At 40.9% G+C, this 22,841-nt stretch carries 22 protein-coding genes; 10 read left to right on the forward strand and 12 right to left on the reverse strand.

Annotated elements, in window-relative coordinates; genetic code table 11:
• Positions 1-30: 30 nt before the first annotated feature.
• The 5 genes from RB604_RS04280 to RB604_RS04300 all read right to left on the reverse strand — a co-directional run bounded on the left by RB604_RS04280 (position 31) and on the right by RB604_RS04300 (position 8,959).
• Positions 31-1,983, reverse strand: a complete 1,953-nt coding sequence (locus RB604_RS04280) for a putative Ig domain-containing protein (protein WP_007479535.1) — start codon at positions 1,981-1,983, stop codon at positions 31-33.
• Positions 1,984-2,076: 93 nt separating this feature from the next.
• Positions 2,077-3,555, reverse strand: coding sequence for a RagB/SusD family nutrient uptake outer membrane protein (locus RB604_RS04285; protein WP_005927937.1), 1,479 nt, complete (start codon positions 3,553-3,555; stop codon positions 2,077-2,079).
• Positions 3,556-3,570: 15 nt separating this feature from the next.
• Positions 3,571-7,050, reverse strand: a complete 3,480-nt coding sequence (locus tag RB604_RS04290) for a SusC/RagA family TonB-linked outer membrane protein (RefSeq protein WP_224206666.1) — start codon at positions 7,048-7,050, stop codon at positions 3,571-3,573.
• 185 nt (positions 7,051-7,235) lie between these two features.
• Entirely contained in the window at positions 7,236-8,240 is a 1,005-nt protein-coding gene (locus tag RB604_RS04295) for a FecR family protein (RefSeq protein ID WP_007479530.1), read from the reverse strand.
• A 131-nt stretch (positions 8,241-8,371) separates the two neighbouring features.
• On the reverse strand, positions 8,372-8,959 hold the full coding sequence (locus RB604_RS04300) for an RNA polymerase sigma-70 factor (RefSeq protein WP_005927928.1): 588 nt from the start codon (positions 8,957-8,959) through the stop codon (positions 8,372-8,374).
• Between the two features lie 276 nt (positions 8,960-9,235).
• Between RB604_RS04300 and RB604_RS04305 the strand changes: the two genes are divergently transcribed.
• From RB604_RS04305 to folK, 7 genes are all read left to right on the forward strand, one after another.
• A complete protein-coding gene (locus tag RB604_RS04305) occupies positions 9,236-10,135 on the forward strand; it encodes a methyltransferase domain-containing protein (protein WP_055293947.1) in 900 nt (299 codons plus the stop codon).
• On the forward strand, positions 10,135-11,016 hold the full coding sequence (locus RB604_RS04310; RefSeq protein WP_005927918.1) for a cell division protein FtsX: 882 nt from the start codon (positions 10,135-10,137) through the stop codon (positions 11,014-11,016). The genes RB604_RS04305 and RB604_RS04310 overlap by 1 nt, the downstream gene beginning before the upstream one ends.
• Before the next feature lie 67 nt (positions 11,017-11,083).
• Positions 11,084-11,323 carry a DUF3098 domain-containing protein gene (locus RB604_RS04315; protein WP_005927915.1) on the forward strand — a complete coding sequence of 80 codons (240 nt, stop codon included), beginning with the start codon at positions 11,084-11,086 and terminating at the stop codon, positions 11,321-11,323.
• 2 nt (positions 11,324-11,325) lie between these two features.
• The gene (locus RB604_RS04320) at positions 11,326-12,126 is read left to right on the forward strand and encodes an undecaprenyl-diphosphate phosphatase (protein WP_007479522.1); all 801 of its coding nucleotides are present in this window, start codon (positions 11,326-11,328) and stop codon (positions 12,124-12,126) included.
• Positions 12,127-12,207: 81 nt separating this feature from the next.
• Complete coding sequence (truB, locus tag RB604_RS04325; RefSeq protein ID WP_005927909.1) at positions 12,208-12,921, forward strand: tRNA pseudouridine(55) synthase TruB; 714 nt, start codon at positions 12,208-12,210, stop codon at positions 12,919-12,921.
• A 17-nt stretch (positions 12,922-12,938) separates the two neighbouring features.
• On the forward strand, positions 12,939-13,994 hold the full coding sequence (gene queA / locus RB604_RS04330) for a tRNA preQ1(34) S-adenosylmethionine ribosyltransferase-isomerase QueA (RefSeq protein ID WP_005927906.1): 1,056 nt from the start codon (positions 12,939-12,941) through the stop codon (positions 13,992-13,994).
• An 11-nt stretch (positions 13,995-14,005) separates the two neighbouring features.
• A complete protein-coding gene (gene folK / locus RB604_RS04335) occupies positions 14,006-14,473 on the forward strand; it encodes a 2-amino-4-hydroxy-6-hydroxymethyldihydropteridine diphosphokinase (RefSeq protein ID WP_005927903.1) in 468 nt (155 codons plus the stop codon).
• Positions 14,474-14,618: 145 nt separating this feature from the next.
• Here the strand turns inward: folK and RB604_RS04340 are convergent, their stop codons facing one another.
• From RB604_RS04340 to RB604_RS04370, 7 genes are all read right to left on the reverse strand, one after another.
• Entirely contained in the window at positions 14,619-15,215 is a 597-nt protein-coding gene (locus RB604_RS04340; protein ID WP_007479519.1) for a hypothetical protein, read from the reverse strand.
• Positions 15,216-15,300: 85 nt separating this feature from the next.
• On the reverse strand, positions 15,301-16,038 hold the full coding sequence (locus tag RB604_RS04345) for a hypothetical protein (protein ID WP_007479517.1): 738 nt from the start codon (positions 16,036-16,038) through the stop codon (positions 15,301-15,303).
• Between the two features lie 4 nt (positions 16,039-16,042).
• Positions 16,043-16,654, reverse strand: coding sequence for a hypothetical protein (locus tag RB604_RS04350; protein WP_055293951.1), 612 nt, complete (start codon positions 16,652-16,654; stop codon positions 16,043-16,045).
• 17 nt (positions 16,655-16,671) lie between these two features.
• A complete protein-coding gene (locus RB604_RS04355; protein WP_044093659.1) occupies positions 16,672-17,169 on the reverse strand; it encodes a hypothetical protein in 498 nt (165 codons plus the stop codon).
• Positions 17,170-17,264: 95 nt separating this feature from the next.
• On the reverse strand, positions 17,265-17,627 hold the full coding sequence (locus RB604_RS04360; RefSeq protein ID WP_007479512.1) for a DUF3244 domain-containing protein: 363 nt from the start codon (positions 17,625-17,627) through the stop codon (positions 17,265-17,267).
• A gap of 135 nt (positions 17,628-17,762) precedes the next feature.
• Positions 17,763-19,244, reverse strand: a complete 1,482-nt coding sequence (locus RB604_RS04365; RefSeq protein WP_007479510.1) for a tetratricopeptide repeat protein — start codon at positions 19,242-19,244, stop codon at positions 17,763-17,765.
• Between the two features lie 106 nt (positions 19,245-19,350).
• Positions 19,351-19,533: a hypothetical protein gene (locus tag RB604_RS04370; RefSeq protein WP_005927901.1), complete on the reverse strand. Its 183-nt coding sequence runs from the start codon at positions 19,531-19,533 to the stop codon at positions 19,351-19,353.
• A 208-nt stretch (positions 19,534-19,741) separates the two neighbouring features.
• Between RB604_RS04370 and metK the strand changes: the two genes are divergently transcribed.
• The 3 genes from metK to RB604_RS04385 all read left to right on the forward strand — a co-directional run bounded on the left by metK (position 19,742) and on the right by RB604_RS04385 (position 22,837).
• Complete coding sequence (gene metK, locus RB604_RS04375) at positions 19,742-21,034, forward strand: methionine adenosyltransferase (RefSeq protein WP_007479509.1); 1,293 nt, start codon at positions 19,742-19,744, stop codon at positions 21,032-21,034.
• A gap of 493 nt (positions 21,035-21,527) precedes the next feature.
• A complete protein-coding gene (locus RB604_RS04380) occupies positions 21,528-22,115 on the forward strand; it encodes an LOG family protein (protein ID WP_055293953.1) in 588 nt (195 codons plus the stop codon).
• Positions 22,112-22,837 carry a DUF4271 domain-containing protein gene (locus RB604_RS04385; protein ID WP_005927892.1) on the forward strand — a complete coding sequence of 242 codons (726 nt, stop codon included), beginning with the start codon at positions 22,112-22,114 and terminating at the stop codon, positions 22,835-22,837. The genes RB604_RS04380 and RB604_RS04385 overlap by 4 nt, the downstream gene beginning before the upstream one ends.
• Positions 22,838-22,841 lie beyond the last annotated feature (4 nt).

Consider the following 22,841-nt stretch of genomic DNA (forward strand, 5'->3'; position numbering starts at 1 on the left):
TGCACCGGGCATTTTCCCCATGGGTTAATATTAATAGACGCTTGCCTTGTATACGGACTGTTTGCCTGAGATGCTGTCTTCCATTACTACTGTATAGATACCGTTTTCCAGAGAATAACGTTCGTTGCCTTGCAAACGCTCTTGTTTTACCAGTCTGCCGGAAAGGTCGAATATCATTACCCGGTAGCTGGATGTGCCGGTTAATATCTCGATAGCGCCGTGGTCTCCCCATACCCTGACTGCCTCCTGCCGGTAATCTTCTAATCCGGTACCGGTAGAGACGTTGAGAAGGTACTCTGCAAATCCCGTATTTCCATCGGCATCTTTCATACAGACGACAATCGGATAGCTTCCTGTGACGGTGCTTGTTCCACTTAGTTCCCCGGTAGTCGGGTTTAGGGTGAACCCTTCGGGGAGTGTGCCGCAATATAATGTAAATTCGGCATCTCCATTTGCATTTTCGGCATTGATTATTTGGCTGAATGCTGTTCCGGGCACTGCATTCGGCAGGATGGCAGGTGTGGCGTAGATCTGCTGATAACACAATAGGGCGACACTGTATGCAGTACCAATGGTCGGCACTGTAATGGGATCACCGAATAGATTGACAGGGGAAGCCGTAGCACCGCTACGGGTAGATACCATGTCGGCTACGTACAAGATGCCTTCGTTACCTACCGCCATTGCCATTGCTCCTTCCTTGGTTGCATCTCCCACACGGTGTCCTATCAACACTTCCCCTTTCGACGACAGTTTCATCAGATACATATCCTGTCCTCCTTTAGCTTTAGAAGGGAATTGTTTCGCTTCATCTTCTGCATCTGGATTGAAATAATATGTGCCGAAGGTTGTACCGGCATTCCATATCGAACCGTCCTTTTCGATGGCAATCGTTTTCACATCGGTCGGTTGGTTGCTACTGCCTGCTATATAATTCCATTGATAATTTCCGTCGGTGTCGAAAGAAATAATGAGCATGCTGTTCCACGTTCCCGTAGTGTCCAAAGTCTTCATAAGGATGCCGGGAGCATTATCCACCGCAAGGTCTTCGCTTCGTATCACTCCACCGATTACCACTTGATGGTTGGCTACATCCATCGCATTGATATCATCCAACTTACTGCCCTTTAGGCTGCGTGCCCAGGCCATACTTCCGTCGGCTGCATATTTCACAAGGAAATTATCGGTATTTTCTACAGAAGCTGCTGTCATGGACTGTGTTTCGAATTGGATGGTCCCGCTAAATGTACCGACTGCATAAATATCTCCCTTTTCGTCTATGGAAATAAGATTTCCTGTCCCGGTGCCGTTTCCCGACATTGTTTTCGCCCAAATCAGATTAGCATTATTGTCGTATTTAGCAATGAAGAAGGCGAGTTCGGAATTGCCGGATGAGATTTCGTGTTCACCTCCGTTCATTTCTATGTTTAAGTTTCCGGTGAAAGCTCCCGTGATGGCAAAACTGCCGTCGTTTGGATTTACCGCTATACTCTTGATGACAGGCTCTATCCCCGAAGTGGTTCCTTTTAGCCAGAGAGGATTTCCTGTGGCATCGTATTTGGCGATGAAGAAATCTTTATAGTCGGATTCTATTTTTAATGTTTCGGTGATCTCCGCGTCCGATTCGAAGTTACCTGCCACAAATGAATTGCCCGATGCATCTGCAGCAATACTTTGTACAAGGATCGAACCGGAAGAGCTTTTGATTGATGAGGCAAATACACATTGATTGTTCGGGGTAAATTTTGCGACATATGCATCCATTACCATTGAGGCTCCCGTTACCTCCTTATTTCCGATTGTCATTTCTGCTCCGGTAAAGTTTCCTGTGAGGTATGCATTGTTATCAGTGTCTATCGCCATGCTTTTTGCAGAAGTTTCTGTATCGGCGATACCAAATTGACTGTTCCATAAATATTTCTGGGAGAAACCGGTTAAACAGTTCATTACCAGTGCTGTGAAAAGGAATACTTTTGTTCTCATAATTGTAATGTTTTTAATTTATAGGTATAGCAAGGGCCAACAGAGAGGGTTGACTCCCTGCGGAAAAGTTTTTAAATAGAGGTTATCCGGATCTTAGTATCCGTCGTTCTGATACATCCCGGATGGGTTTATAGATACTTCCCGCCACGGTATAGGAAGCAATAAATCACGCTTGGAACATCCTTGTACCGATTTGTCATTTAAGAATTTTACTAAATCGTCCGGTTTATAGAAACGGAGAAGGTCGAACCAACGATGATTTTCGAAAGCCAACTCGATACGTCGCTCATGCAAGATGACATCCTTTATTGTCGGGTAGTCGTTTTTGTAAGATTCCGGGGCCTGCTCATAGGATTTGAGTTTGGCACGGGTACGGATCATATCTATATAGGTTATGGCTTCGGGTTCGAGTCCGAGAGCTTCATTTACTTCGGCAAGCATCAGGATGACATCGGCATAACGAAGTACGATCCAGCAAGAACCGCCACGTCCTTGGGAATCTCCCAAATCTACATATTTGTTTACGTAAGGGGTAGTTCCATATGTTTTATAGGAGACGACTTTGCGCATATCGCCGGTTTCATACTCCTGAATCAGGTCGTTTTCCGGAATATTGTCTCCCAAACCCTGTGATTGCGAAATGATTCCTGTGGCGCTGAGAGGTTGGAAATTTTTAGCAAAATAAGAGCCTTCGTCTGTTCCTTGCAGATACATTACTTGAAAGATGATTTCGTTGCAGGTAATATTGGCTACTCCGAATACTTTGCCGTATGCAATGTCTTTCAGTTCTCCGAATGGCCGTGCACTATAAGCGGCATCGAGAGCCTCTTTTGCCAGTTGGAGGTAATCTTGGGTAGCGCCGTTGTTCAGTCGTTTGGCCATTGTGAGGTATACTTTACCTAATAAAGCATATCCGGCCGTTTTTGAGGCGCGTCCGAAGTTGGGATTACTTCCGTCAAATCCCCAATTGTCGGGCAGTTGGCTTTGTGTTACGAATTTCAGGTCTTTTACAATGAAATCATAGACTTCCGCTATCGGGCGCCGTCCGTATTTGAGGACTTCTGCTTCACTGTTTAGTTGCTTGTCTACGATAGGAACATCTCCGAACAGTTGCGACAGGTTGTAGTAAGACAAGGCACGTAAGAAACGGGCTTCTGCTTTGTACTGGCTTTTCTTTTCGTCGTCCATCGGTACATTATCGATATAGTCGAGCACTACATTGCTTCGGTGGACACAGGTAAACATTCCGTACCAGGCCCGTTGTACCTCTGCATTACTGGATGTAAGGTTGTATACATCGAAATCATTGTATATGCCCGAATTGGCTGTTTTGGATGCCAAAGTCGTATTGTCGGATCTGATTTCGGTCCAGTAGTACATGTTGTTGTAATAGTTTGTTTTTAATCCGTCGTAGGCTGCGTTTAATGCCTGATACATATCGTTTTCCGTTTTATAGAAATCGTTTTTGTTCAATTTGTCGGGATCCGAACGGTCCAGAAAGTCACAGGAAGTAAACCCGATAATCAGGTAGCCGAGGAGGATTATATTCTTTATTGATTTTATTCTTTTCATAATGCAGCTTTGTTTTTAGAATGATAATTTACAACCGAAATTATAAGCTCGTGAGAGAGGGTAAGTTCCCCAATCGAAGCCGGGCATCAAATTACCCGATTTATAACTTACATCCGGATTATAACCGATATAATCGGTGATCGTAAACGCATTATCGATGGAGGCAAAAAGCGATACACCCCTTAATTTTATTTTTTCTACCCATTTCTGAGGCAGGTTGTAATTTAAGGTTATGTTAGTGCAACGGAAATAGGATGCATCATTTACCATGTAAGATGAAACTCCATAAGTGTTTTTGTTGGTAGTGGCAATGTTGGCACGATACATGGCCGGATCAGGGTTGGTTACGGAGTTGTAACGGTCGGCGGCCAATGCAAACTGATTGCAGGTGCCTTCCATGTTCAGGAGATAGTAATTCTGGAAACTGATGACTTGTGCTCCTTGTACACCGGAGAAAGAGGCGCTCAGGCTCACTCCTTTATAGCTGATGTTGGTGCTGAAGCCGTAGGTGAAGTCGGGGTAGTTGTCTCCTAATATTTCCCGGTCGTCATCCGTAATTTTACCGTCATTGTTTACGTCTTTCCATTTTGCATCTCCCGGCTGTACATTTTCATAGTTCCATACGGCCGGACCGGTCAGTTGGTAACCTTCTTCACCGATGTGTTGTTTGTCTACCAGAATACGTTGATACTCTTCTTCCGAAATGACTCCGAGACTGTTCAGGCCATAAAAAGAACCGATCGGCTTTCCAACCATGGTAATGTGGCTGATGGCACTTCTTTCTCCGATACTGACAATGGATTGAGAATCGGGCAACGAGAGTACCTTGTTCCGGTTCAGAGAAAGGTTTGCACCGACATTCCAGGTGACAGGGCCGGTTAAAATACGTCCGTCGACTTGTATGTCAAAACCGGTGTTGCGTATTTTGGCATTGGATAGATTCGATTTATATTGTGTCGCTCCGGCAATGGCGGATATCGGTTTGTTGAACAGCAGGTCGTTCGAGATACTGTTATAATAATTGGCGGACAGTGTGAGACGGTTTCTCAGAAAACTCAAATCCATTCCGACATTATATTGGTCTGTTTTTTCCCATCCTAACAGATTGTCGACGAAAGCGCTCGGATAGCGGGTTGGTACTATCTGCCCCCCTAATACGTAACCGCCTAAATTACTCATGTAGCCTACATGTTCGTAATTGCCAATGTTGTTATTACCGCTGATACCCCAGCTAACTCTCAATTTGGCACCGAAGTTTTCGCCGATATGGTTGGTCCAGAATTCTTCGTTCGACAGGTTCCATCCCAAGGCAACAGACGGGAATATTCCCCAGCGATTGTCCTTTCCAAAACGGGAAGAGCCGTCGCCGCGTAACGAACCGGTGAATGTATAGCGGTCTTTCCACGAATATACCACACGTCCGAATACAGACATCATGGCCCAGTCGAATTTGTCGGTATCTCCCCAACTGTCTCCGGGAGCTGTGCCGTGGGCACTTAATTCCCGAATGGTATCGTCTACAAAATTGCGGGCCCCGATGGAAGAATTGTCGTATACTTTTTCCTGCATGGAATAACCACCCAGAATATTGATCCCGTGATCTCCGAATGTGCGGTTGTAATTAAGCGTTGCTTCCAATATCCAGTCGAGATTGGTCTGTGTGCTGTAGGAAGCATGTGAGAGCCGTTGATCGCCTACATATCCGCTACCTGCCGTTGTCCCATCGGTATTCATAATGGTGCCTCCGACTGTGGACGGACGGTAGTAGCTTTCTGTTTGGGATATATACTGCATTCCCGAATACACTTTCGCCTTTAGCCCCTTTATAACTTCCAGTTCGAGATAGCCGGAAACAGAAGACATGTATCTTTTCTGATAATCTTCAATCTCATGTGCTAAGGCTACCGGATTCTCGGCCGGTGCTACCGAATATTTCTTTGCATACTGCATTTGTTGGTCTACGGCATACGAGCCGTCTGTGTTGTATACCGGAAACTGTGGGAACATGACAAGGGCACTCATGATGATACCGTCATTGTAATGGCGGCCTTCGGCCTGTACAATCCGGTTTTTCGTATAGGAGGCCGAAGTATTGACACCTATACTTAACCGGTCGGTCAGCTTGCCGTCGATGTTGAAACGTGTTGTGAACCGGTGGTGATAAGAAGGAGCGATGATACCGTCCTGTTCCATATATCCGGCACTGGCCATGTATCTGATACGGTCACTACCACCGGTAATGTTCAGATTATGTTTCATTATGGGGGCCGTGGAGAATATGGCATCCTGCCAGTCTGTGTTATAAGCCGGTTCTACAGGTTGCCCTGTGGTGAAATCAAAGAAGATGTCCGGTATCTGGAAAATTTTTCCACTGGTTGCCCCGGCTACGGACATGCGGTATTCGTTGTTGTGTAACGGATCGTATTCTTTCCCGTTTTTGGTACACCAGTCGCGATAGGCATTGTTGGCGCATTCTATCGATAAGTCGCGCATGCCATAAGCATCCAGCATTTTTATTTTGTGATCTACCTGTTGAAAACCATATTGAAAATCATACTCTACTTTTGCACGTCCGCTGTTTGTACCCCGTTTGGTGGTTATTAAAACAACACCTCCGGCAGCACGTGAACCATATATAGCTGCAGATGCTGCGTCCTTTAGCACTTCTATGGAAGCTACATCGTTCGGATTGATATATACATCTTTGGATGTCGGAAATCCGTCGACTACGTAAAGCGGTTCCGAACCGGCATTGATGGAGCTTACCCCACGGACCCGCAATGATAAACCTTCGCCCGGACTTCCCGATGTCTGTTTGATCTCGACACCGGCAGCGTGACCTACCAGCGCCTGTTCGAGTGTCGGTGTGGTGATACTCAGATCATCCATCTTTATGCTGGAGATGGCACCCGTCACATCTGTTTTACGAACTGCACCGTATCCGATTACCACAACCTCGGAAAGTACTTTGGTATCTTCAGACATTACGATCCGCATCGGTTCTTTGTTTTTTACCGTCAGTTCTTTCGATGTATAGCCCAAATAAGAAAGCACGAGAATGTCTCCTTTTTCGGCTGTTATGGTGAACTCGCCGTCCATATTCGAACTCGTTCCTTTGGTGGTGCCTTTGATCAATACATTGACGCCTATCAGAGGAAGATTGTTCTCGTCATAAACAGTGCCGGACAATGAGAAGCTTGCTTTCTCTTTTTTTTCTTTCTGCGGAGGTTCCTTGATATAAATATAAATACTTCCGTTACGCACCTCAAAATTTACATTGGTTTTTTGAGAGAGTTCGGCGAGTACCTCTTTTACATCTTTCCCGGATGCTTGTACCGAGACTTTCACTGATAAGTCTGTAAAGCTGCCACTATATGCCAAGCGCAGCTTGGATTGTTTGGCAACGTCGTTTAATACGTTTTTTAAAGGTACGTCTTTGTACCGTACCGATACCTTTTGAGCATAAAGTATCCCTGTGCTAAAAAGGAATAGCATGGCTACTGTACCTCTTAAAACGAATGAATGTGATTCTTTTTTAAGAAAATTTAAAAAACGAATCCTTATCACCCGTCTTCTGATAAAAACTGGCAAAATTTTCATACTTTTGTTTTGTATTTTATATTAAAAAATGAAACTGGTAGTCAATGGAAGGGCCCTATTCCTTTATTGGCTACCTCTTTTTATTTTCTTTTGTATATTAGTATCTTGTCGTTGATTTTTTCATACCTGACCGGAGAGATGCGGGTCAGATCTTCCAATATTGAATCTAATGGCATGTTGTTGAAAGATATTGTGTATATGGAGCTTTCCAAAGACGGATCCATTAATACAATTTCTTTATTGAACTTGCGGGATAGTTCTTTCGAGATATGATCCAGACGGGTATCTGTAAAATACAGGCTGTTTGTTTTCCAGCCCGAGTAGTCGGCGACATTTTCGAGAGTACGTTTATGCATTGTCCCGTTTTTCTTTTCATAAACGATTTGTTCTCCCGGAAATAGCTCTAAAGCTCTTCCCCGAATATCGTTGACCCGGACATGGCCTTGATTTAAAGTAGTAATGATATCCGATTCGTCATTGTATGCTTTGATATTGAATTTTGTTCCCAGCACTCTGATGTCTACTCCCGAAGTGTGTACTGTGAATGGACGAATCTTGTTTTTGGTTACTTCAAAGTAAGCTTCTCCCTCTAACTCTACTTCGCGACTGAATAATTTGAATCCGGGTGTGTACTTTAACCGGGAGTCGGCGTTCAGTATGACTTTGGTGCCGTCTTGAAAGATAATTGTTTGGATATCTCCTTTAGGAACATATATTTCGGCCAGGCGGGGAGATTGTGTCTGGTTGTAATACATGTATCCTCCGGTGGCTAATAATAAAATGGCCGGTATCCATATGGCGATACTGCGCAACCACCATCCGATTGTCGGTTGAAAGCGTTTCTTGCTTTTTTCTGTTGGAATCTCGATATGAAGCGGTTGTATCTCTATGGATTCTGAGCTATGCAGTTCTTCTCCGGACAGAATACGGGCTACATCCTCGTCAATTACTTCCGATAGATAACGCTGCCCTTCTTCGGTACCGAACCATCGACGTATTTCTGCTCTCCGGTCGGGTGACAAGGCATCGCATAAATAAAGGCGGATGTCTTCGTCGGTAATTGGATGATGGTTTTCTGTTGTCATTTTATTAGTTTTAAGTGGCAGAGAGAAAAACGGTTTGCTCTTGCGTTGTATATAGAGTAAAATCTTGGCGAAAGAAAGTATTACTCAACTCTTGATGTTTAACTTTTATAAACACTTCGATGCGGGTGTAATCAAGAAAGAGAGGCGCTGAGCAACACCATGCAAATACAGATAAAATCTTTTTCGTTGAGGCTTTCACGCAATGACAATATAGCTTTGTAATAGGATACTTTTACCGTATTTACTGTAATGTTGAGTTGCTGGGCTATCTCGGCATTGGAAAGTCCTTCGAAAATTTTCATTTGGCAAATGCGGCGCTTTTGTGGCGGCAATAAGGCCAAGGCTTTCCGTATAGCTTCATCCCGTTGCTTCCTGTACAGGGTTTGTGTGATATTCTCCTCTTCAAAAAGTGGCATTCCCAATATGATTTCTTCTTTCTTTTCGAGGGTTAACTGATGGAATTTATATGTGTTTAATAAGTGGTTTTTAAGGATTCCATACAGATAAGGTTCTACTCCCTGCTCTACGTCAATCTGGGTGCGGGTTTCCCACAGTCTCATGAATGAATATTGTACGGCATCCTCTGCCATTTCTTTTGATTTCAGATAACGCAATGCCAGTAGAAAGAATTGCCGGTGACACTTTACGTATATTTTAGAAAAGGCAGAATGACTACCATTGATAAGTAATAAAACTATTTCTTTGTTTATCTTTTCCATTTCTAAATTTATTGAAGTATTCTAATTGAATATGGCTACGAAGTTAAATAAAAAATCTAATATTCTTTATGCCGGTATTGAATTTGTGTATGAGCCGGTTATCTGGCATGCCAACTTTTCATCGCAGTTTTATATACATTGCATTTGAGTTACATTATCTGTTAAAAGACCTCAAAGAAACTACCTTACATCACTTTTTATTTGTTTCTTTGCACCAAATTCGGGTGAAGTGCAGTCTTGTGACTTAATGCCGCACTTAATTTATGGCAATAATCAATGAATAAACTCTCTATAAATGCTTGTCCGCTATGCGGTGGCACGCACTTGAAGCGTGTCATGACTTGTACGGATTTCTATGCATCGGGTGAACAGTTCGATGTGATGTCCTGCGAAGATTGCGGATTTACTTTCACGCAGGATGTTCCTGTAGAAGCAGAGATAGGGCGTTATTATGAAACTCCCGATTACATTTCCCACTCCGATACGAAAAAAGGTGCAATGAATGCCATTTACCATCAGGTGCGTAAGTACATGTTGGGCAAGAAAGCGCGTCTGGTAGCCAAGGAATCTCATCGTAAAAGAGGACGTTTGCTCGATATAGGTACGGGGACAGGCTATTTTGCCGCAACGATGGAACAACGCGGATGGAAAGTAGAAGCTATCGAAAAAAATGCTCAGGCACGTGTGTTTGCCAAAGAGCACTTCGGACTGGAAGTGAAAGGAGAGGAAGCCTTGCAGGAGTTCGAACCCGGCTCGTTCGATGTGATTACTTTATGGCATGTAATGGAGCATCTGGAGCATCTGGATGAAACGTGGGAATGTCTTCGCGGGCTTTTGTCCGATAGAGGTGTGCTTATCGTAGCTGTACCTAATTGTTCTTCTTACGATGCCGGTAAATATGGTGAGTATTGGGCGGCGTATGACGTACCCCGTCATCTGTGGCACTTCACTCCGGTCACTATACAGCAACTTGCTTCCAAACACGGATTTATCATGGCAGCGCGTCATCCGATGCCGTTTGATGCTTTTTATGTATCGATGTTGAGCGAGAAGCATCGGGGAAGTTCGTTTCCGTTTGTGAAAGGAATGTGTACCGGAGTGGTAGCATGGCTTAGTGCGTTAGGTAAGAAAGAACGTAGCAGTTCGATGATTTATGTATTTAGAAAGAAACGCTGATGAAGAGTAAAAACAAAAATAATTCAGTCTCCTATTTCGACATGCAATTCATAACGTCGAGCATCAGTACGACGTTGGTGTTGTTGCTGTTGGGGCTTGTCGTGTTTTTTGTTTTGGCAGCACACAATCTTTCCATTTATGTCCGGGAAAATATTAATTTCTCTGTTCTTATCAGCGATGATATGAAAGAGGCCGATATTTTGAAATTACAGAAAAGACTGGATAAAGAACCGTTTGTGAAGCAGACGGAATATATTTCTAAAAAACAGGCTCTCAAAGAGCAGACTGAAGCAATGGGAACCGATCCGGAGGAGTTTTTAGGATACAACCCTTTTACGGCTTCCATTGAAATCAAATTGCATTCCGATTATGCCAATTCCGACAGTATCGCCAAGATAGAGAAGCTGATAAAGAAAAACACCAATATTCAGGAGGTGCTTTATCAACGTGAACTGATCGATCTGGTGAATGAGAATATCCGGAACATAAGTCTGGTGCTCCTGACTTTGGCAGTGGTGCTCACGCTTATTTCTTTTGCTTTGATAAATAATACGATACGCTTGGCTATTTACTCCAAACGCTTCCTTATTCATACTATGAAGTTGGTGGGAGCCAGTTGGGGTTTTATCCGCCGTCCGTTTTTGCGGCGAAATATATGGAGCGGTGTGCTGGCCGGTATTATGGCCGATGCAATTCTGATGGGAGCAGCGTATTGGCTGGTCTCTTATGAACCCGAACTGATTCGTGTGATAACTCCTGAGGTGATGTTACTGGTATCCGGTTCTGTTCTGGTATTTGGTATTATTATTACGTTCCTGTGTGCTTACCTGTCCATCAACAAGTATCTGAGGATGAAGGCAAGTACCTTGTATTACATATAGTCTGAATATGCAACATAATATAAACATTGTAATTTCAATTGTAAATCGTTAAATCGTAAATAACATCATGGCTGACAAACAGAAATTTGCTTTTGATAAAACTAACTTTATATTACTCGCCATCGGAATGGCAGTAGTAATTATCGGTTTTATCCTGATGACGGGACCTTCTTCTACGGAGACCGTTTTCGAACCGGATATTTTTAGTGTGAGAAGAATTAAAGTAGCGCCGGTCGTTTGTTTCTTCGGCTTTATTTTTATGATATATGCAGTATTGCGCAAACCCAAAACTAAAATAGAAGAATAAGAATGGAATGGTTCGAAGCTCTTATCCTCGGTCTCATTCAAGGACTGACGGAGTATTTACCTGTGAGTAGTAGTGGTCATCTGGCTATTGGCTCTGCTTTGTTCGACATCAAAGGAGAAGATAATCTGGCTTTCACGATTGTGGTGCACGTGGCTACTGTATTCAGTACTCTTGTGATCCTTTGGAAAGAGATCGACTGGATTTTTCGTGGATTGTTCAAGTTCGAAATGAATGCCGAAACCCGTTATGTGATAAATATTCTGATTTCGATGATTCCCATCGGGATTGTAGGCGTGTTTTTTAAAGATTATGTAGAAGCTATATTTGGCTCGGGATTGTTGATTGTGGGTTGTTGTTTGCTTGTAACGGCTCTTCTGCTTACGTTTTCTTATTATGCGAAACCCCGCCTGAAAGAGAATATATCCATGAAGGATGCCTTTATCATCGGCCTGGCTCAGGCGTGTGCCGTGCTTCCGGGACTTTCCCGTTCGGGTTCGACGATTGCTACCGGGCTTTTATTGGGTGATAATAAAGCGAAATTGGCACAATTCTCTTTCCTGATGGTGATCCCTCCCATCTTGGGCGAAGCTTTGCTGGATGGGATGAAGATGATGAAAGGTGAGGCTGTGGCAGGGGATATTCCTGCTCTTTCATTGATCGTGGGTTTTATTGCCGCTTTTGTTTCCGGTTGCCTGGCTTGTAAATGGATGATCAATATTGTGAAGAAAGGGAAGCTGATTTATTTTGCCATTTATTGTGCCATAGCAGGTACGGCTACATTGGTATTGGGTCTTTTGAATTAAAAAGCATTGAGTTTTTTCAACGAAAGAGTGATCTCAATCGTAAATCGTAAATTGTCAAATCGTAAATAAATAAGCAAGCATTTGAATTTTAAAGAAGGAGAAGTACTTTTTTTCAATAAGCCTCTCGGTTGGACGTCGTTCAAAGTGGTAGGTCATGCACGTTATCACATTTGTCGGAGGATGAAAGTAAAGAAGTTGAAAGTCGGTCATGCCGGTACGTTGGATCCGTTAGCCACAGGGGTAATGATTGTCTGTACCGGTAAGGCGACCAAAAGAATAGAAGAGTTTCAGTATCATACCAAGGAGTATATTGCTACCATACAATTGGGTGCCACTACTCCATCGTACGATCTGGAACATGAGATAGATGCCACCTACCCGACGGAGCATATCACTCGCGAAATGGTAGAAGAAACATTGAAGCAGTTTTTGGGAGAGATACATCAGGTTCCTCCTGTGTTCTCAGCTTGTAAAGTAGATGGTAAGCGGGCTTACGATCTGGCACGCAAGGGAGAAGAGGTGGAGTTGAAGCCGAAGCTGCTTGTGATCGATGAGCTTGAATTGCTGGAATGTGATCTGGTGAAGATGGAAATAAAGATACGGGTGGTTTGCAGCAAAGGTACTTATATCCGCGCTCTTGCCCGTGACATCGGAGAGGCGCTTCATAGCGGTGCCCATCTCACAGGATTAGTACGTACCCGTGTGGGGGAAGTAAAATTAGAGGATTGCCTTGATCCCTTGACGTTTGCCGAGTGGATAGACCGGCAAGAGATTGAAATAACAGAAGATAATTAACGTAAAGAAGAATAGATATGAAACTGTCACAATTTAAATTTAAGTTACCAGAGGACAAAATTGCTTTGCATCCGACGAAGTACAGAGATGAGTCGCGTCTGATGGTGCTCCATCGTAAGACGGGGAAGATAGAACACAAGATGTTTAAGGATATCTTGAATTATTTTGATGATAAGGATGTGTTTATCTTCAATGACACGAAGGTGTTTCCGGCACGCTTGTACGGTAATAAGGAAAAGACCGGTGCACGTATCGAAGTTTTTCTGTTGCGCGAGTTGAATGAAGAGCTCCGTTTGTGGGATGTGCTGGTAGACCCTGCCCGTAAGATCCGTATCGGCAATAAGCTCTATTTCGGTGATGACGATTCGATGGTGGCTGAGGTGATCGATAATACCACTTCGCGTGGCCGTACCTTGCGTTTCCTTTATGACGGCCCTCATGACGAGTTTAAAAAAGCTCTTTATGCATTGGGTGAAACGCCCCTGCCGCATTCTATTATCAACCGTCCGGTGGAAGAAGAAGATGCTGTGCGTTTCCAGTCTATTTTTGCTAAGAACGAAGGAGCGGTTACTGCTCCTACCGCCAGCTTGCACTTTAGCCGTGAGCTGATGAAGCGTATGGAAATTAAGGGTATTGATTTTGCTTATATTACGCTGCATGCCGGTTTGGGCAACTTCCGTGATATCGATGTAGAAGACCTTACGAAACATAAGATGGATTCGGAGCAGATGTTTGTGACCGAAGAGGCGGTAAAGACTGTAAACCGTGCCAAAGACCTCGGAAAGAATGTTTGTGCCGTGGGTACTACTGTGATGCGCGCCATCGAAAGTACGGTCAGCACAGACGGTCATCTGAAAGAGTTTGAAGGTTGGACGAATAAGTTCATCTTCCCTCCGTATGAGTTTACGGTAGCCAATGCCATGATATCCAACTTCCACATGCCGTTATCCACCTTGCTGATGATTGTAGCTGCTTTCGGCGGGTATGATCAGGTGATGGATGCTTATCATGTAGCGTTGAAAGAAGGGTATCGTTTCGGTACGTATGGAGATGCGATGTTGATTATTGACTGATCACTATTTTTATGGTTTATTTGGGTCTTGGTACCAATTTAGGTGATAAAGAGCAGAATCTCCGGATGTCTATAAAAAAAATAGAAGAGCGGATAGGGAATGTTGTTTCTCTTTCCGCTTTTTATGCAACTGCTCCTTGGGGTTTCTCTTCTGAGAATAGTTTTCTGAATGCGGCAGTTTGTGTAGAAACGACTCTTTTGCCTTTGCAGGTACTTGAGGAAACTCAGAGGATAGAGCGGGAATTAGGGCGGACTGAGAAATCGGTAAACGGCCTGTATGCCGATCGTTTGATAGATATCGACTTGTTATTGTATGACGATAGGGTGATGGACGCAGAGGGTCTTATCCTCCCCCACCCTTTGATGACCGAACGTCGTTTTGTAATGGAACCTTTATCGGAAATTGCTCCCGATGTGGTACATCCGGTACTGCACAAAACAATGAAAGAACTTTTTATTTCTTCTTTCTCTCCGCAATAAATTGCGGCAGGTAAGCAATGCATCCTATTAAGGCTCCATACAGATATTGTGCATTGATAGGCAAACGACATAATAGATTCCTATTCTCACTTTGATATATACTAATTTCATATCAAGTTAATTTAAAAAAACTGCTCATAGATTTTTATGGAAAGTAATAAGCATAATTCCACACAAGATCATTTATGTGTTTTGGAGCCCATTTATTTATTGTCTGGCCGGACACATGTGTTTGTATGTAGTATAAAATCGTTGTCATTATAAACTTTCTCCCCTCCACAGTGGATGTATATCCTATTTCATAATTGCTTGCGGGAAGTAGACCGCATTCGGGGGAGGGACGGTCGAAAACACGAAAATCGGCATCACTTTGAAAATGAATGGTCGTTGTTACCCATACGCGCCTAAATAAATATAATACATAAGGTTCCACTCCTAAAATTTTAGCAACTTCGGGAGCAAATATAGTTTTTTCTACAGGTCCTTGTTCAAACGATGCGTAACCATGACAAGAATCTTCAAATAAATGTCCTTTGGGTAGTATTGATGCCGTTATGATAGTTGTTGTGGAATCCGAGATAATATTTAAATTATCGAATGCATTTATTTGGTCTAAAGAGTTGGATAAAGTCATATCTATATTTGTGTTTATAGAAGAATTAACATCATCAATTATATCACTTGTACACGAGTAAAACATGCTTGTACCTAATAAAAATATAATAAATAAAATCTTCATCATAATAAGGTGATTCTTAGAAATTAGAAAATAATTCGATAGTATCTTGTTGCTGTCGAGAGAGGTGAGATAATTATACTAAATTGGCTTAATCCAATGTTAATATGGAATAATTGAATTCATACCCCTTATGATTGAAAAAGAAAGGATATTTTATACTAAGATATGTAGTTGTATGATTGACATCTTCATATAATATAGTCAGAAGATTTGTAAGCATAAGAAACTGTGTTCCTGATGAATTTGTATATGATTCATATCCTCTAGCGCTATAGCCATTTCTTTTTGACGGTCTTAGACCACATAGAGGAGATTCCAATTGAGCTACTATGTCAGATGGTCCAAGGTTTACAAATGGTTCAATATATCTCCACTCGCATATATATGTTTTATTTGAACTGATATCCAACTCAGAGCCAGTTACCGCATTTATTTCATTTACTAGACTTGCGCTGAATTTTGCTTTGAATTGACTGTTGGCTATAGGATAACTGGTAGCTTCATATATGGTATAATCTTTAACAGTTGCTCGTGTTGAAACGTTATGGGTATTTGCTTTTGCCTTTTTCCAACCCTTGTGCTCTAATTCAAAAGCTTTCGCTTGGGATACTTTTTCTAACAATGCATTAATGTCATCCATGTTATCAATGAAAAAAACTGTCGTGTCAAGATTTAACTCTATTTTCATCCGTATATCATCCGAAACAAGTTCACCTTTTACCATAGGAGTATCAATTTTGGTTGGGTCAAATTCGTTGTCACATGATGTTAATCCCGTACATATTATAATTGTCACTATTAAAGCTTCTTTGATGTCTCTTTTCATGTTTTTAATCATTAGTTAGTAAGTAATAATTCCACTGCAAATCTTCAGGTAAACACGGTACATATTTATTAAGTTGAGCACCGTTATATATGCTAAGCACATAGAAGATATGAGTTCTCAATATGGTTGGATTTCCTTCATCAAGAATCCTATAACCTCTATTTAAAAAATCGGTAATTTCTTGATAGTCATCACTCATAACAGGGGTCATTCCACATTTAGGAGATGTTTTCCCTCGATAGAATCTTGCACCATTAGTATTGATGTCTTTTTCTACAAATAGCCAATTATATACGTAAGTGGTATACGGTACTAGTCCAATAGCGTCAGCAAATACAGGTTCAAACATTGTAATCATATACCTGCTTTCGGTTATTCTTGTATAACCTATTGCTGTGTAATCTTGTAATTTATATGGTATAATATCATCTGAAGATTGTTGAATAGGTTCTTCAAATTTTATTCCACTTAGTTCATAAAGTTCTTTAAAACTACCTACGATCGGTATAGGACTACTGGATTCCACAGATGTAGAATGTTTTTTAATGTTGTCATCCTCATTGGCACACGAAAATAACATAATACCTGAAATTAATAATAATAATTGTTTTTTCATATGGTCTTTTTTTTGAGTTAATTTATTAAGTTGATTTGATATGTGTTTATATCTAATATACTACCCGTCGGTGGCAATTCGTCATTATATATAGAATGGAAAGTGAACATCGTATCAATAATTTGATTACCGTTATTGTAACCTTGTATTCTGATTTTTAATATTTTCCTCTCTTCTTCTCTTGCAATTATATCAATACCGAAAGTCACTATTTCAAGTTCATTTTTTGATTTATCAAAAAATAAAAAGTTAATTTCTTTCTCGCCCGACTCAAAATCGGTGTTCCTCAACTGACATGCGTTTCCTAGTTTCTTGTATTCTCCATCATATAATATGGATGTACCGGATGATGTGCTCATTGTAACACCGAATAAGTCGAAATTCTCAAAATCATTATATGTGGAGATTTTGATTTTACATAAATTCGGTATTTCTAAACTTTTAGTGTCTTGTTTACATGAAGTCATAGACCAAAGAAGTAAATATAGTATTGATAAAATATTTAATATTTTCATAATTAAACTGCGTGTTCAAATGAAAAATCGAAATGATATAAAGCAGTAGGTAGATAATTACTGTTAGTAGGCAGACATGGATATATTTTGTCTAATCAATTGTGGATATAAAATTCTCCTTCTAATATACCTTGTGGAGAAATAATTTCAATTATATATTTTCCTGGTTTATTTTTGGGTAGTTCAATAGAGAGTGTATCATTAGTTTTAGCATCCATATTTTGTTGATAAATAACTTCTCTATCTATGCTTAGAATTTCAATCGTGGCATTTTCTAATGGTTCGTTAAATTTTGCTAACAAGCCACCTTTCCAAGCCATTTCTACTTCGACACTTTCAGAGGTTAATTGTCCTTTACCTGTGAGGATGATTACTTTTGTCGGCACTTTTGGCTGAGCATGCATTAGCATATTTACATTTACAACTAATGCAATAATAATAAAAATAATTTTTTTCATTTTTTGTTATTATAATTGTTTATGGTGCAAATGTAGAATGAAATTTAAATGGTTACAATTAAAAAGTGTGCGAAGTCTGTTCTGTGTAATTATCACATTATCAGTAATGTATAAATATAAAATGTGCTAAACCTATTATTTGTTTTTTTCTTTTGTGGAAAAAATGTATTCAAATAGTTCTATGGAGCAAAAAGATTCTATTAATCTTTTCTTTATTCGGGCTTTTTGTGAGCGAATAGCATCACTTGTGACACCACGAATAAATGAGCATTCTTTGGTGGTAAATTGAGCTAAAGCTAAACAACACAAAAGGCAGTCGTCTTCCGGCATGTTAGTGAATGCTTGCAAATATTGAACGAATGTATGATGTCTTTTATTTATTACGTCTAAGAGTTTTTTTTGTTCTTTAGTTGTTAACAATGAAGGGTCTTTTCTGAAATGTATTTTCATTTCATTATAGAGTTGTGACTTCATGAAATCTTCACTGCACTCGATTGCATGTATTTTTATGTCATTAACAATTCTGTTTTGTATTAACGACAATTTTTGTGTTGCTTCGGTTTGGGAGAGCTTGATTGCTTGTCTTTCTTTTTCCTTGGCATATATAGCCAATTTTCGTTGTAACTCGTTTGTTTCTTCAGTATACTTCTTTATTTCTTTTTCTTTGGCTCTTTCATGATTTTTGAGTTTTATTTTGTGGGTGGATATTGTTATTAGGAATGTGATAGATGAAAGAAATAAAATAAAGCCCAGTCCCACTATTAAATTATTATTTTTCTTCTTGATGATGTTATCAGTGAGATAATTATTCTCTGCTGATTGAATTAGGTCTGGGTGATTGGCTTCTTCTATCGAATCTCGAATTGTTGTAAAATGGCTAAGATAATATGCAGAATCCGGTTTATTCAATAGGCTTGAAAGTTTATAGAGCATATAATAGCAACCGGTTCGGGTGTTAAGGTTATCACACTGGGTTCCAATGGTATAATAATAGAGTGCAGAATCATATTTCTGCATTTGATACATAATATCAGCTCTTGCGAAACTATTAATATACTTGCTTGTACTATCCATTGTTATATTCAATGCTCGGGAGTTATGTTCTAATGCTTTTTTAAACTGTTTTAGTTCAAAATAGGCATTAGAGATATTATTGTGAATACGAACGACTTCTTCTTTGTCATTTATTGACTTGGATAGTAGTAAAGCTTGAGATAAGTAAATCAATCCTGAATCGGGTTTGGAGTTGTATGTATAACTTTTCCCGATACCTCTTAGGGATTTGGATTTATTTGTTTTATCAGATGATAACTGGGTGTATTTTAGTCCTAATTTATATGCTGAAAGAGATTTATTAAATAAATAATGTGATAAATATAAGTCTCCTAACTGATTATAAATTATTCCGGTTAACTCTATGTCCTTTTGAGTGGCAGATTGTTTTATGGCTCTTTGATACATAATTACCGCAGAATCGGGCAGCATTCTTTTTTCCATTTTCTTTCCTTGTTCAAACAGTGTGATAGCTGACTCTTTATCCATGTGACAAGAAAATAAAGTGACTGATATTAAAGTGCTTATAATACACTTTGCGATTGGTTCGCCAATTCTGTTCATGATTTTTGTATCTTATAGTTTTTATTTGTGTGTGGGTTATTCGTCTTATTGAGTGCGTCTAATACTACCTTTAGATTAATGTTTGCAAAAACAATGAAAGAACTTTTTACTTCTTCTTTCTCTCCGCAATAAATTGCGGCAGGTAAGCAATGCATCCTATTAAGGCTCCATACAGATAGTGTAGTTCTGTAAAAGGCTTGTGCATCGACAGGCAAACGACATAATAGATTCCTATTGTCACCCCGATGTATATCAGCAGAGTTATTACTCTTTTCAGTCTCTTCTTCATACAAAAATGATGTTAATGTGCAGCAAAGTTAGTAATTAATCAGAAATAATCTCTACCTTTGTCTTCCGAAATGAAATGTGGAAAGATTTGAGTAGCTTGCAACCACAGAAAAAAATGCTAAAACAACATTCCTTTCTGTGTCTTTTGGCGTCTCTACTCATCTTATCCCTGTTTCATAAATCATAATTTATAAATCATAATTCTAATTATGGGATATTTATTCACATCCGAATCGGTGTCTGAAGGACACCCCGACAAAGTGGCCGATCAAATATCGGACGCTGTACTTGACAAACTGTTGGCATTTGATCCCAGTTCGAAAGTAGCTTGCGAAACCTTAGTAACTACCGGACAGGTGGTACTTGCGGGAGAAGTGAAAACCAGTGCTTACATTGATTTACAGCTTGTTGCACGCGAAGTAATCAAGAAAATCGGTTATACCAAAGGCGAGTACATGTTCGAAAGTAACTCGTGTGGTGTATTCTCTGCCATCCATGAGCAGAGTGCCGATATCAACCGTGGTGTAGAACGCGAAGACCCGATGAATCAGGGGGCGGGCGACCAGGGAATGATGTTTGGTTATGCTACGAATGAAACAGAAAATTACATGCCTCTTTCTCTTGATTTGGCACACCGTATCTTGTTGGTACTGGCAGATATCCGTCGCGAAGGAAAGGAGATGACTTACCTGCGTCCTGATGCTAAGAGTCAGGTGACTATTGAATATGACGATAATGGCAAACCCGTACGTATCGATACGATTGTGGTGTCTACTCAACATGATGACTTTATACAGCCGGCAGATGATTCTGTGGAAGCTCAATTGAAGGCTGATGAGGAGATGCTTGCGATCATCCGCAAAGATGTAATCGAGATTTTGATGCCCCGGGTGATCGCTTCCATTCATCATGCCGATGTGCTGGCATTGTTTAATGATCGTATCATTTATCACGTAAATCCGACGGGCAAGTTCGTGATTGGCGGTCCTCACGGTGATACCGGTCTTACCGGGCGTAAGATTATCGTAGATACTTATGGCGGTAAAGGTGCGCACGGTGGTGGTGCCTTCTCCGGAAAAGACCCCAGCAAAGTGGACCGTAGCGCTGCTTATGCAGCCCGCCATATTGCCAAGAATCTGGTGGCTGCCGGTGTAGCCGACGAGATCCTTGTACAGGTGTCTTATGCGATTGGCGTAGCCCGTCCGATCAATATTTATGTCGATACTTACGGACGTAGCCATGTGAAGATGAGCGATGGCGAAATAGCCAAAAAGATTGACGAATTGTTCGACCTTCGCCCGAAGGCTATCGAAGAACGTCTGAAGCTGCGTAATCCGATTTATAGTGAAACAGCAGCTTATGGCCATATGGGACGCGAACCGCGTGTCGTTACCAAAACTTTCACTTCCCGTTATCAACCTTCCAAGACTGTTGAAGTAGAGCTCTTCACTTGGGAGAAACTGGATTATGTAGATAAGGTGAAAACCGCTTTCGGTTTGTAATCAGCGTAGCTTTACAGCTATTTATTATAGAGAGCTGTCCTCCCGTGCATCATGCAACGAGAGGCGGCTTTCTTCTTTTTGTAAATTGGATATGTAATTGTTGTTTGATTGTTCTTGTGTTCAGCAGTATAGTGTCTGCTAAACTATTGTAATATAGTATATGTCTGAATGGATATATGTATCTGGGGCAGAATTTGTGTAAGATGTACATATAAAACATGGGGATGTTGTGTGTGAAAACATCCCCATGTTCTGCACTGGAACATCCCCATGTTTTATATAAGAACATCCGGATGTTTTGGGAATAGAAGTTTAATTTGGGGGTTGCATGAAGTAGGATTAATGGTTGTTGATAAGTATATAGAATATCTTGTGAAGACGATAATGATCCACTCTCTGAATTAGGACCATTTTTTATACTTCTTTTATTGAAGGATTTTATGTGTAACCCAAAAAAACGTACCTTTGTGGTCTAAACATATGATATAGAAGTATGAATCAGATAAATTCCGTATGTGTTTACAGCGCATCGAGTAGCAAGATAGATAAAGTGTATTTTGAAGCAGCCGGCCGGTTGGGCAAGTTGCTTGCCGAACGGCGTATCCGTTTGGTGAACGGTGCTGGAAGTATTGGATTGATGCGTTCTGTAGCCGATGCTGTCCTTGAAAACGGAGGTGAGGTTACGGGGGTTATTCCCCGGTTTATGGTGGAGCAGGGATGGCATCATACAGGATTGACCCGGTTGGTTGAAGTGGAAAGTATGCATGAGCGGAAGCAGCTCATGGCGGATTTGAGTGATGCTGTCATAGCTTTACCCGGCGGATGCGGTACATTGGAGGAACTGCTTGAAGTTATCACCTGGAAACAGTTGGGGCTTTATCTTAATCCGATTGTGATATTGAATACAAACGGCTTTTTCGATCCGTTGCTCGACCAGCTTAAGCGGGCTATTGACGAGAATTTTATGCGGAGACAGCATGGCGATATCTGGCATGTGGCTGCCACTCCTGAAGAGGCTGTCGAACTGGTGTATAGGGTTCCCGTTTGGGATGCGTCCATCCGTAAATTTGCGGCTATATGAGTGCGTGGTTGATGCTTGTATCGGGTTTTGAGGGGATACCCCTTCCCTATTCTCCCCGTACGGACGATGTAATTGCATTGGTTCTGCTTGCCTGTTTCTTCTTCTCGTCCTTTGCGTTGGCACGGAGCAAGAAGTTTCTTTCTCAACAAGCAAAGGACTTTATGCTTCATCGCGAACGTACAAGTATTTTTGCTGCCTCTACGGCGGCGGATGTCCGTTATCTGTTGTTGCTGGTATTTCAGACCTGTATCTTGAGTGGTATCTGCATTTTTAACTACTTTAATGATGTGCAGCCGACTTTGATGGAAAAGGTTTCCCCTCCTCTCCTATTAGGAATTTATATTCTTATCTGTTTGCTTTATCTTTTACTAAAGTGGCTGTTTTATTCTTTCTTAGGGTGGGTGTTTTTTGATAAAAATCGGACAACTATATGGTTGGAGTCTTATTCTACACTGATTTATTACCTCGGATTCGTTCTTTTTCCGTTTGTTCTTCTCCTTGTTTATTTCGATTTGAATATCTTGTTTTTAGTTTCAATCGGGCTGTTCTTGATAATTTTTGCTAAAATATTGATGTTTTATAAGTGGATAAAGCTTTTTTTCGATAAGATTAGCAGCCTTTTCCTTTTAATTTTGTACTTTTGTGCCCTTGAAATCATGCCCTATTTACTTTTGTATCAGGGCTTGAGAGAACTAAACAATATATTGGTAATAAAAATTTAGGACG

It is taken from the genome of Bacteroides salyersiae, from assembly GCF_031172035.1.
GTDB classification, from domain to species: Bacteria; Bacteroidota; Bacteroidia; order Bacteroidales; family Bacteroidaceae; genus Bacteroides; species Bacteroides salyersiae.

Bases quoted from the DNA above. Each gene is read 5' to 3' on its own strand.
- RB604_RS04280 (WP_007479535.1), bottom strand. From the start codon at position 1,983: ATGAGAACAAAAGTATTCCTTTTCACAGCACTGGTAATGAACTGTTTA.
- RB604_RS04285 (WP_005927937.1), bottom strand. From the start codon at position 3,555: ATGAAAAGAATAAAATCAATAAAGAATATAATCCTCCTCGGCTACCTG.
- RB604_RS04290 (WP_224206666.1), bottom strand. From the start codon at position 7,050: ATGCTATTCCTTTTTAGCACAGGGATACTTTATGCTCAAAAGGTATCG.
- RB604_RS04295 (WP_007479530.1), bottom strand. From the start codon at position 8,240: ATGACAACAGAAAACCATCATCCAATTACCGACGAAGACATCCGCCTT.
- RB604_RS04300 (WP_005927928.1), bottom strand. From the start codon at position 8,959: ATGGAAAAGATAAACAAAGAAATAGTTTTATTACTTATCAATGGTAGT.
- RB604_RS04305 (WP_055293947.1), top strand. From the start codon at position 9,236: ATGAATAAACTCTCTATAAATGCTTGTCCGCTATGCGGTGGCACGCAC.
- RB604_RS04310 (WP_005927918.1), top strand. From the start codon at position 10,135: ATGAAGAGTAAAAACAAAAATAATTCAGTCTCCTATTTCGACATGCAA.
- RB604_RS04315 (WP_005927915.1), top strand. From the start codon at position 11,084: ATGGCTGACAAACAGAAATTTGCTTTTGATAAAACTAACTTTATATTA.
- RB604_RS04320 (WP_007479522.1), top strand. From the start codon at position 11,326: ATGGAATGGTTCGAAGCTCTTATCCTCGGTCTCATTCAAGGACTGACG.
- queA (WP_005927906.1), top strand. From the start codon at position 12,939: ATGAAACTGTCACAATTTAAATTTAAGTTACCAGAGGACAAAATTGCT.
- folK (WP_005927903.1), top strand. From the start codon at position 14,006: ATGGTTTATTTGGGTCTTGGTACCAATTTAGGTGATAAAGAGCAGAAT.
- RB604_RS04340 (WP_007479519.1), bottom strand. From the start codon at position 15,215: ATGATGAAGATTTTATTTATTATATTTTTATTAGGTACAAGCATGTTT.
- RB604_RS04345 (WP_007479517.1), bottom strand. From the start codon at position 16,038: ATGAAAAGAGACATCAAAGAAGCTTTAATAGTGACAATTATAATATGT.
- RB604_RS04350 (WP_055293951.1), bottom strand. From the start codon at position 16,654: ATGAAAAAACAATTATTATTATTAATTTCAGGTATTATGTTATTTTCG.
- RB604_RS04355 (WP_044093659.1), bottom strand. From the start codon at position 17,169: ATGAAAATATTAAATATTTTATCAATACTATATTTACTTCTTTGGTCT.
- RB604_RS04360 (WP_007479512.1), bottom strand. From the start codon at position 17,627: ATGAAAAAAATTATTTTTATTATTATTGCATTAGTTGTAAATGTAAAT.
- RB604_RS04365 (WP_007479510.1), bottom strand. From the start codon at position 19,244: ATGAACAGAATTGGCGAACCAATCGCAAAGTGTATTATAAGCACTTTA.
- RB604_RS04370 (WP_005927901.1), bottom strand. From the start codon at position 19,533: ATGAAGAAGAGACTGAAAAGAGTAATAACTCTGCTGATATACATCGGG.
- metK (WP_007479509.1), top strand. From the start codon at position 19,742: ATGGGATATTTATTCACATCCGAATCGGTGTCTGAAGGACACCCCGAC.
- RB604_RS04380 (WP_055293953.1), top strand. From the start codon at position 21,528: ATGAATCAGATAAATTCCGTATGTGTTTACAGCGCATCGAGTAGCAAG.
- RB604_RS04385 (WP_005927892.1), top strand. From the start codon at position 22,112: ATGAGTGCGTGGTTGATGCTTGTATCGGGTTTTGAGGGGATACCCCTT.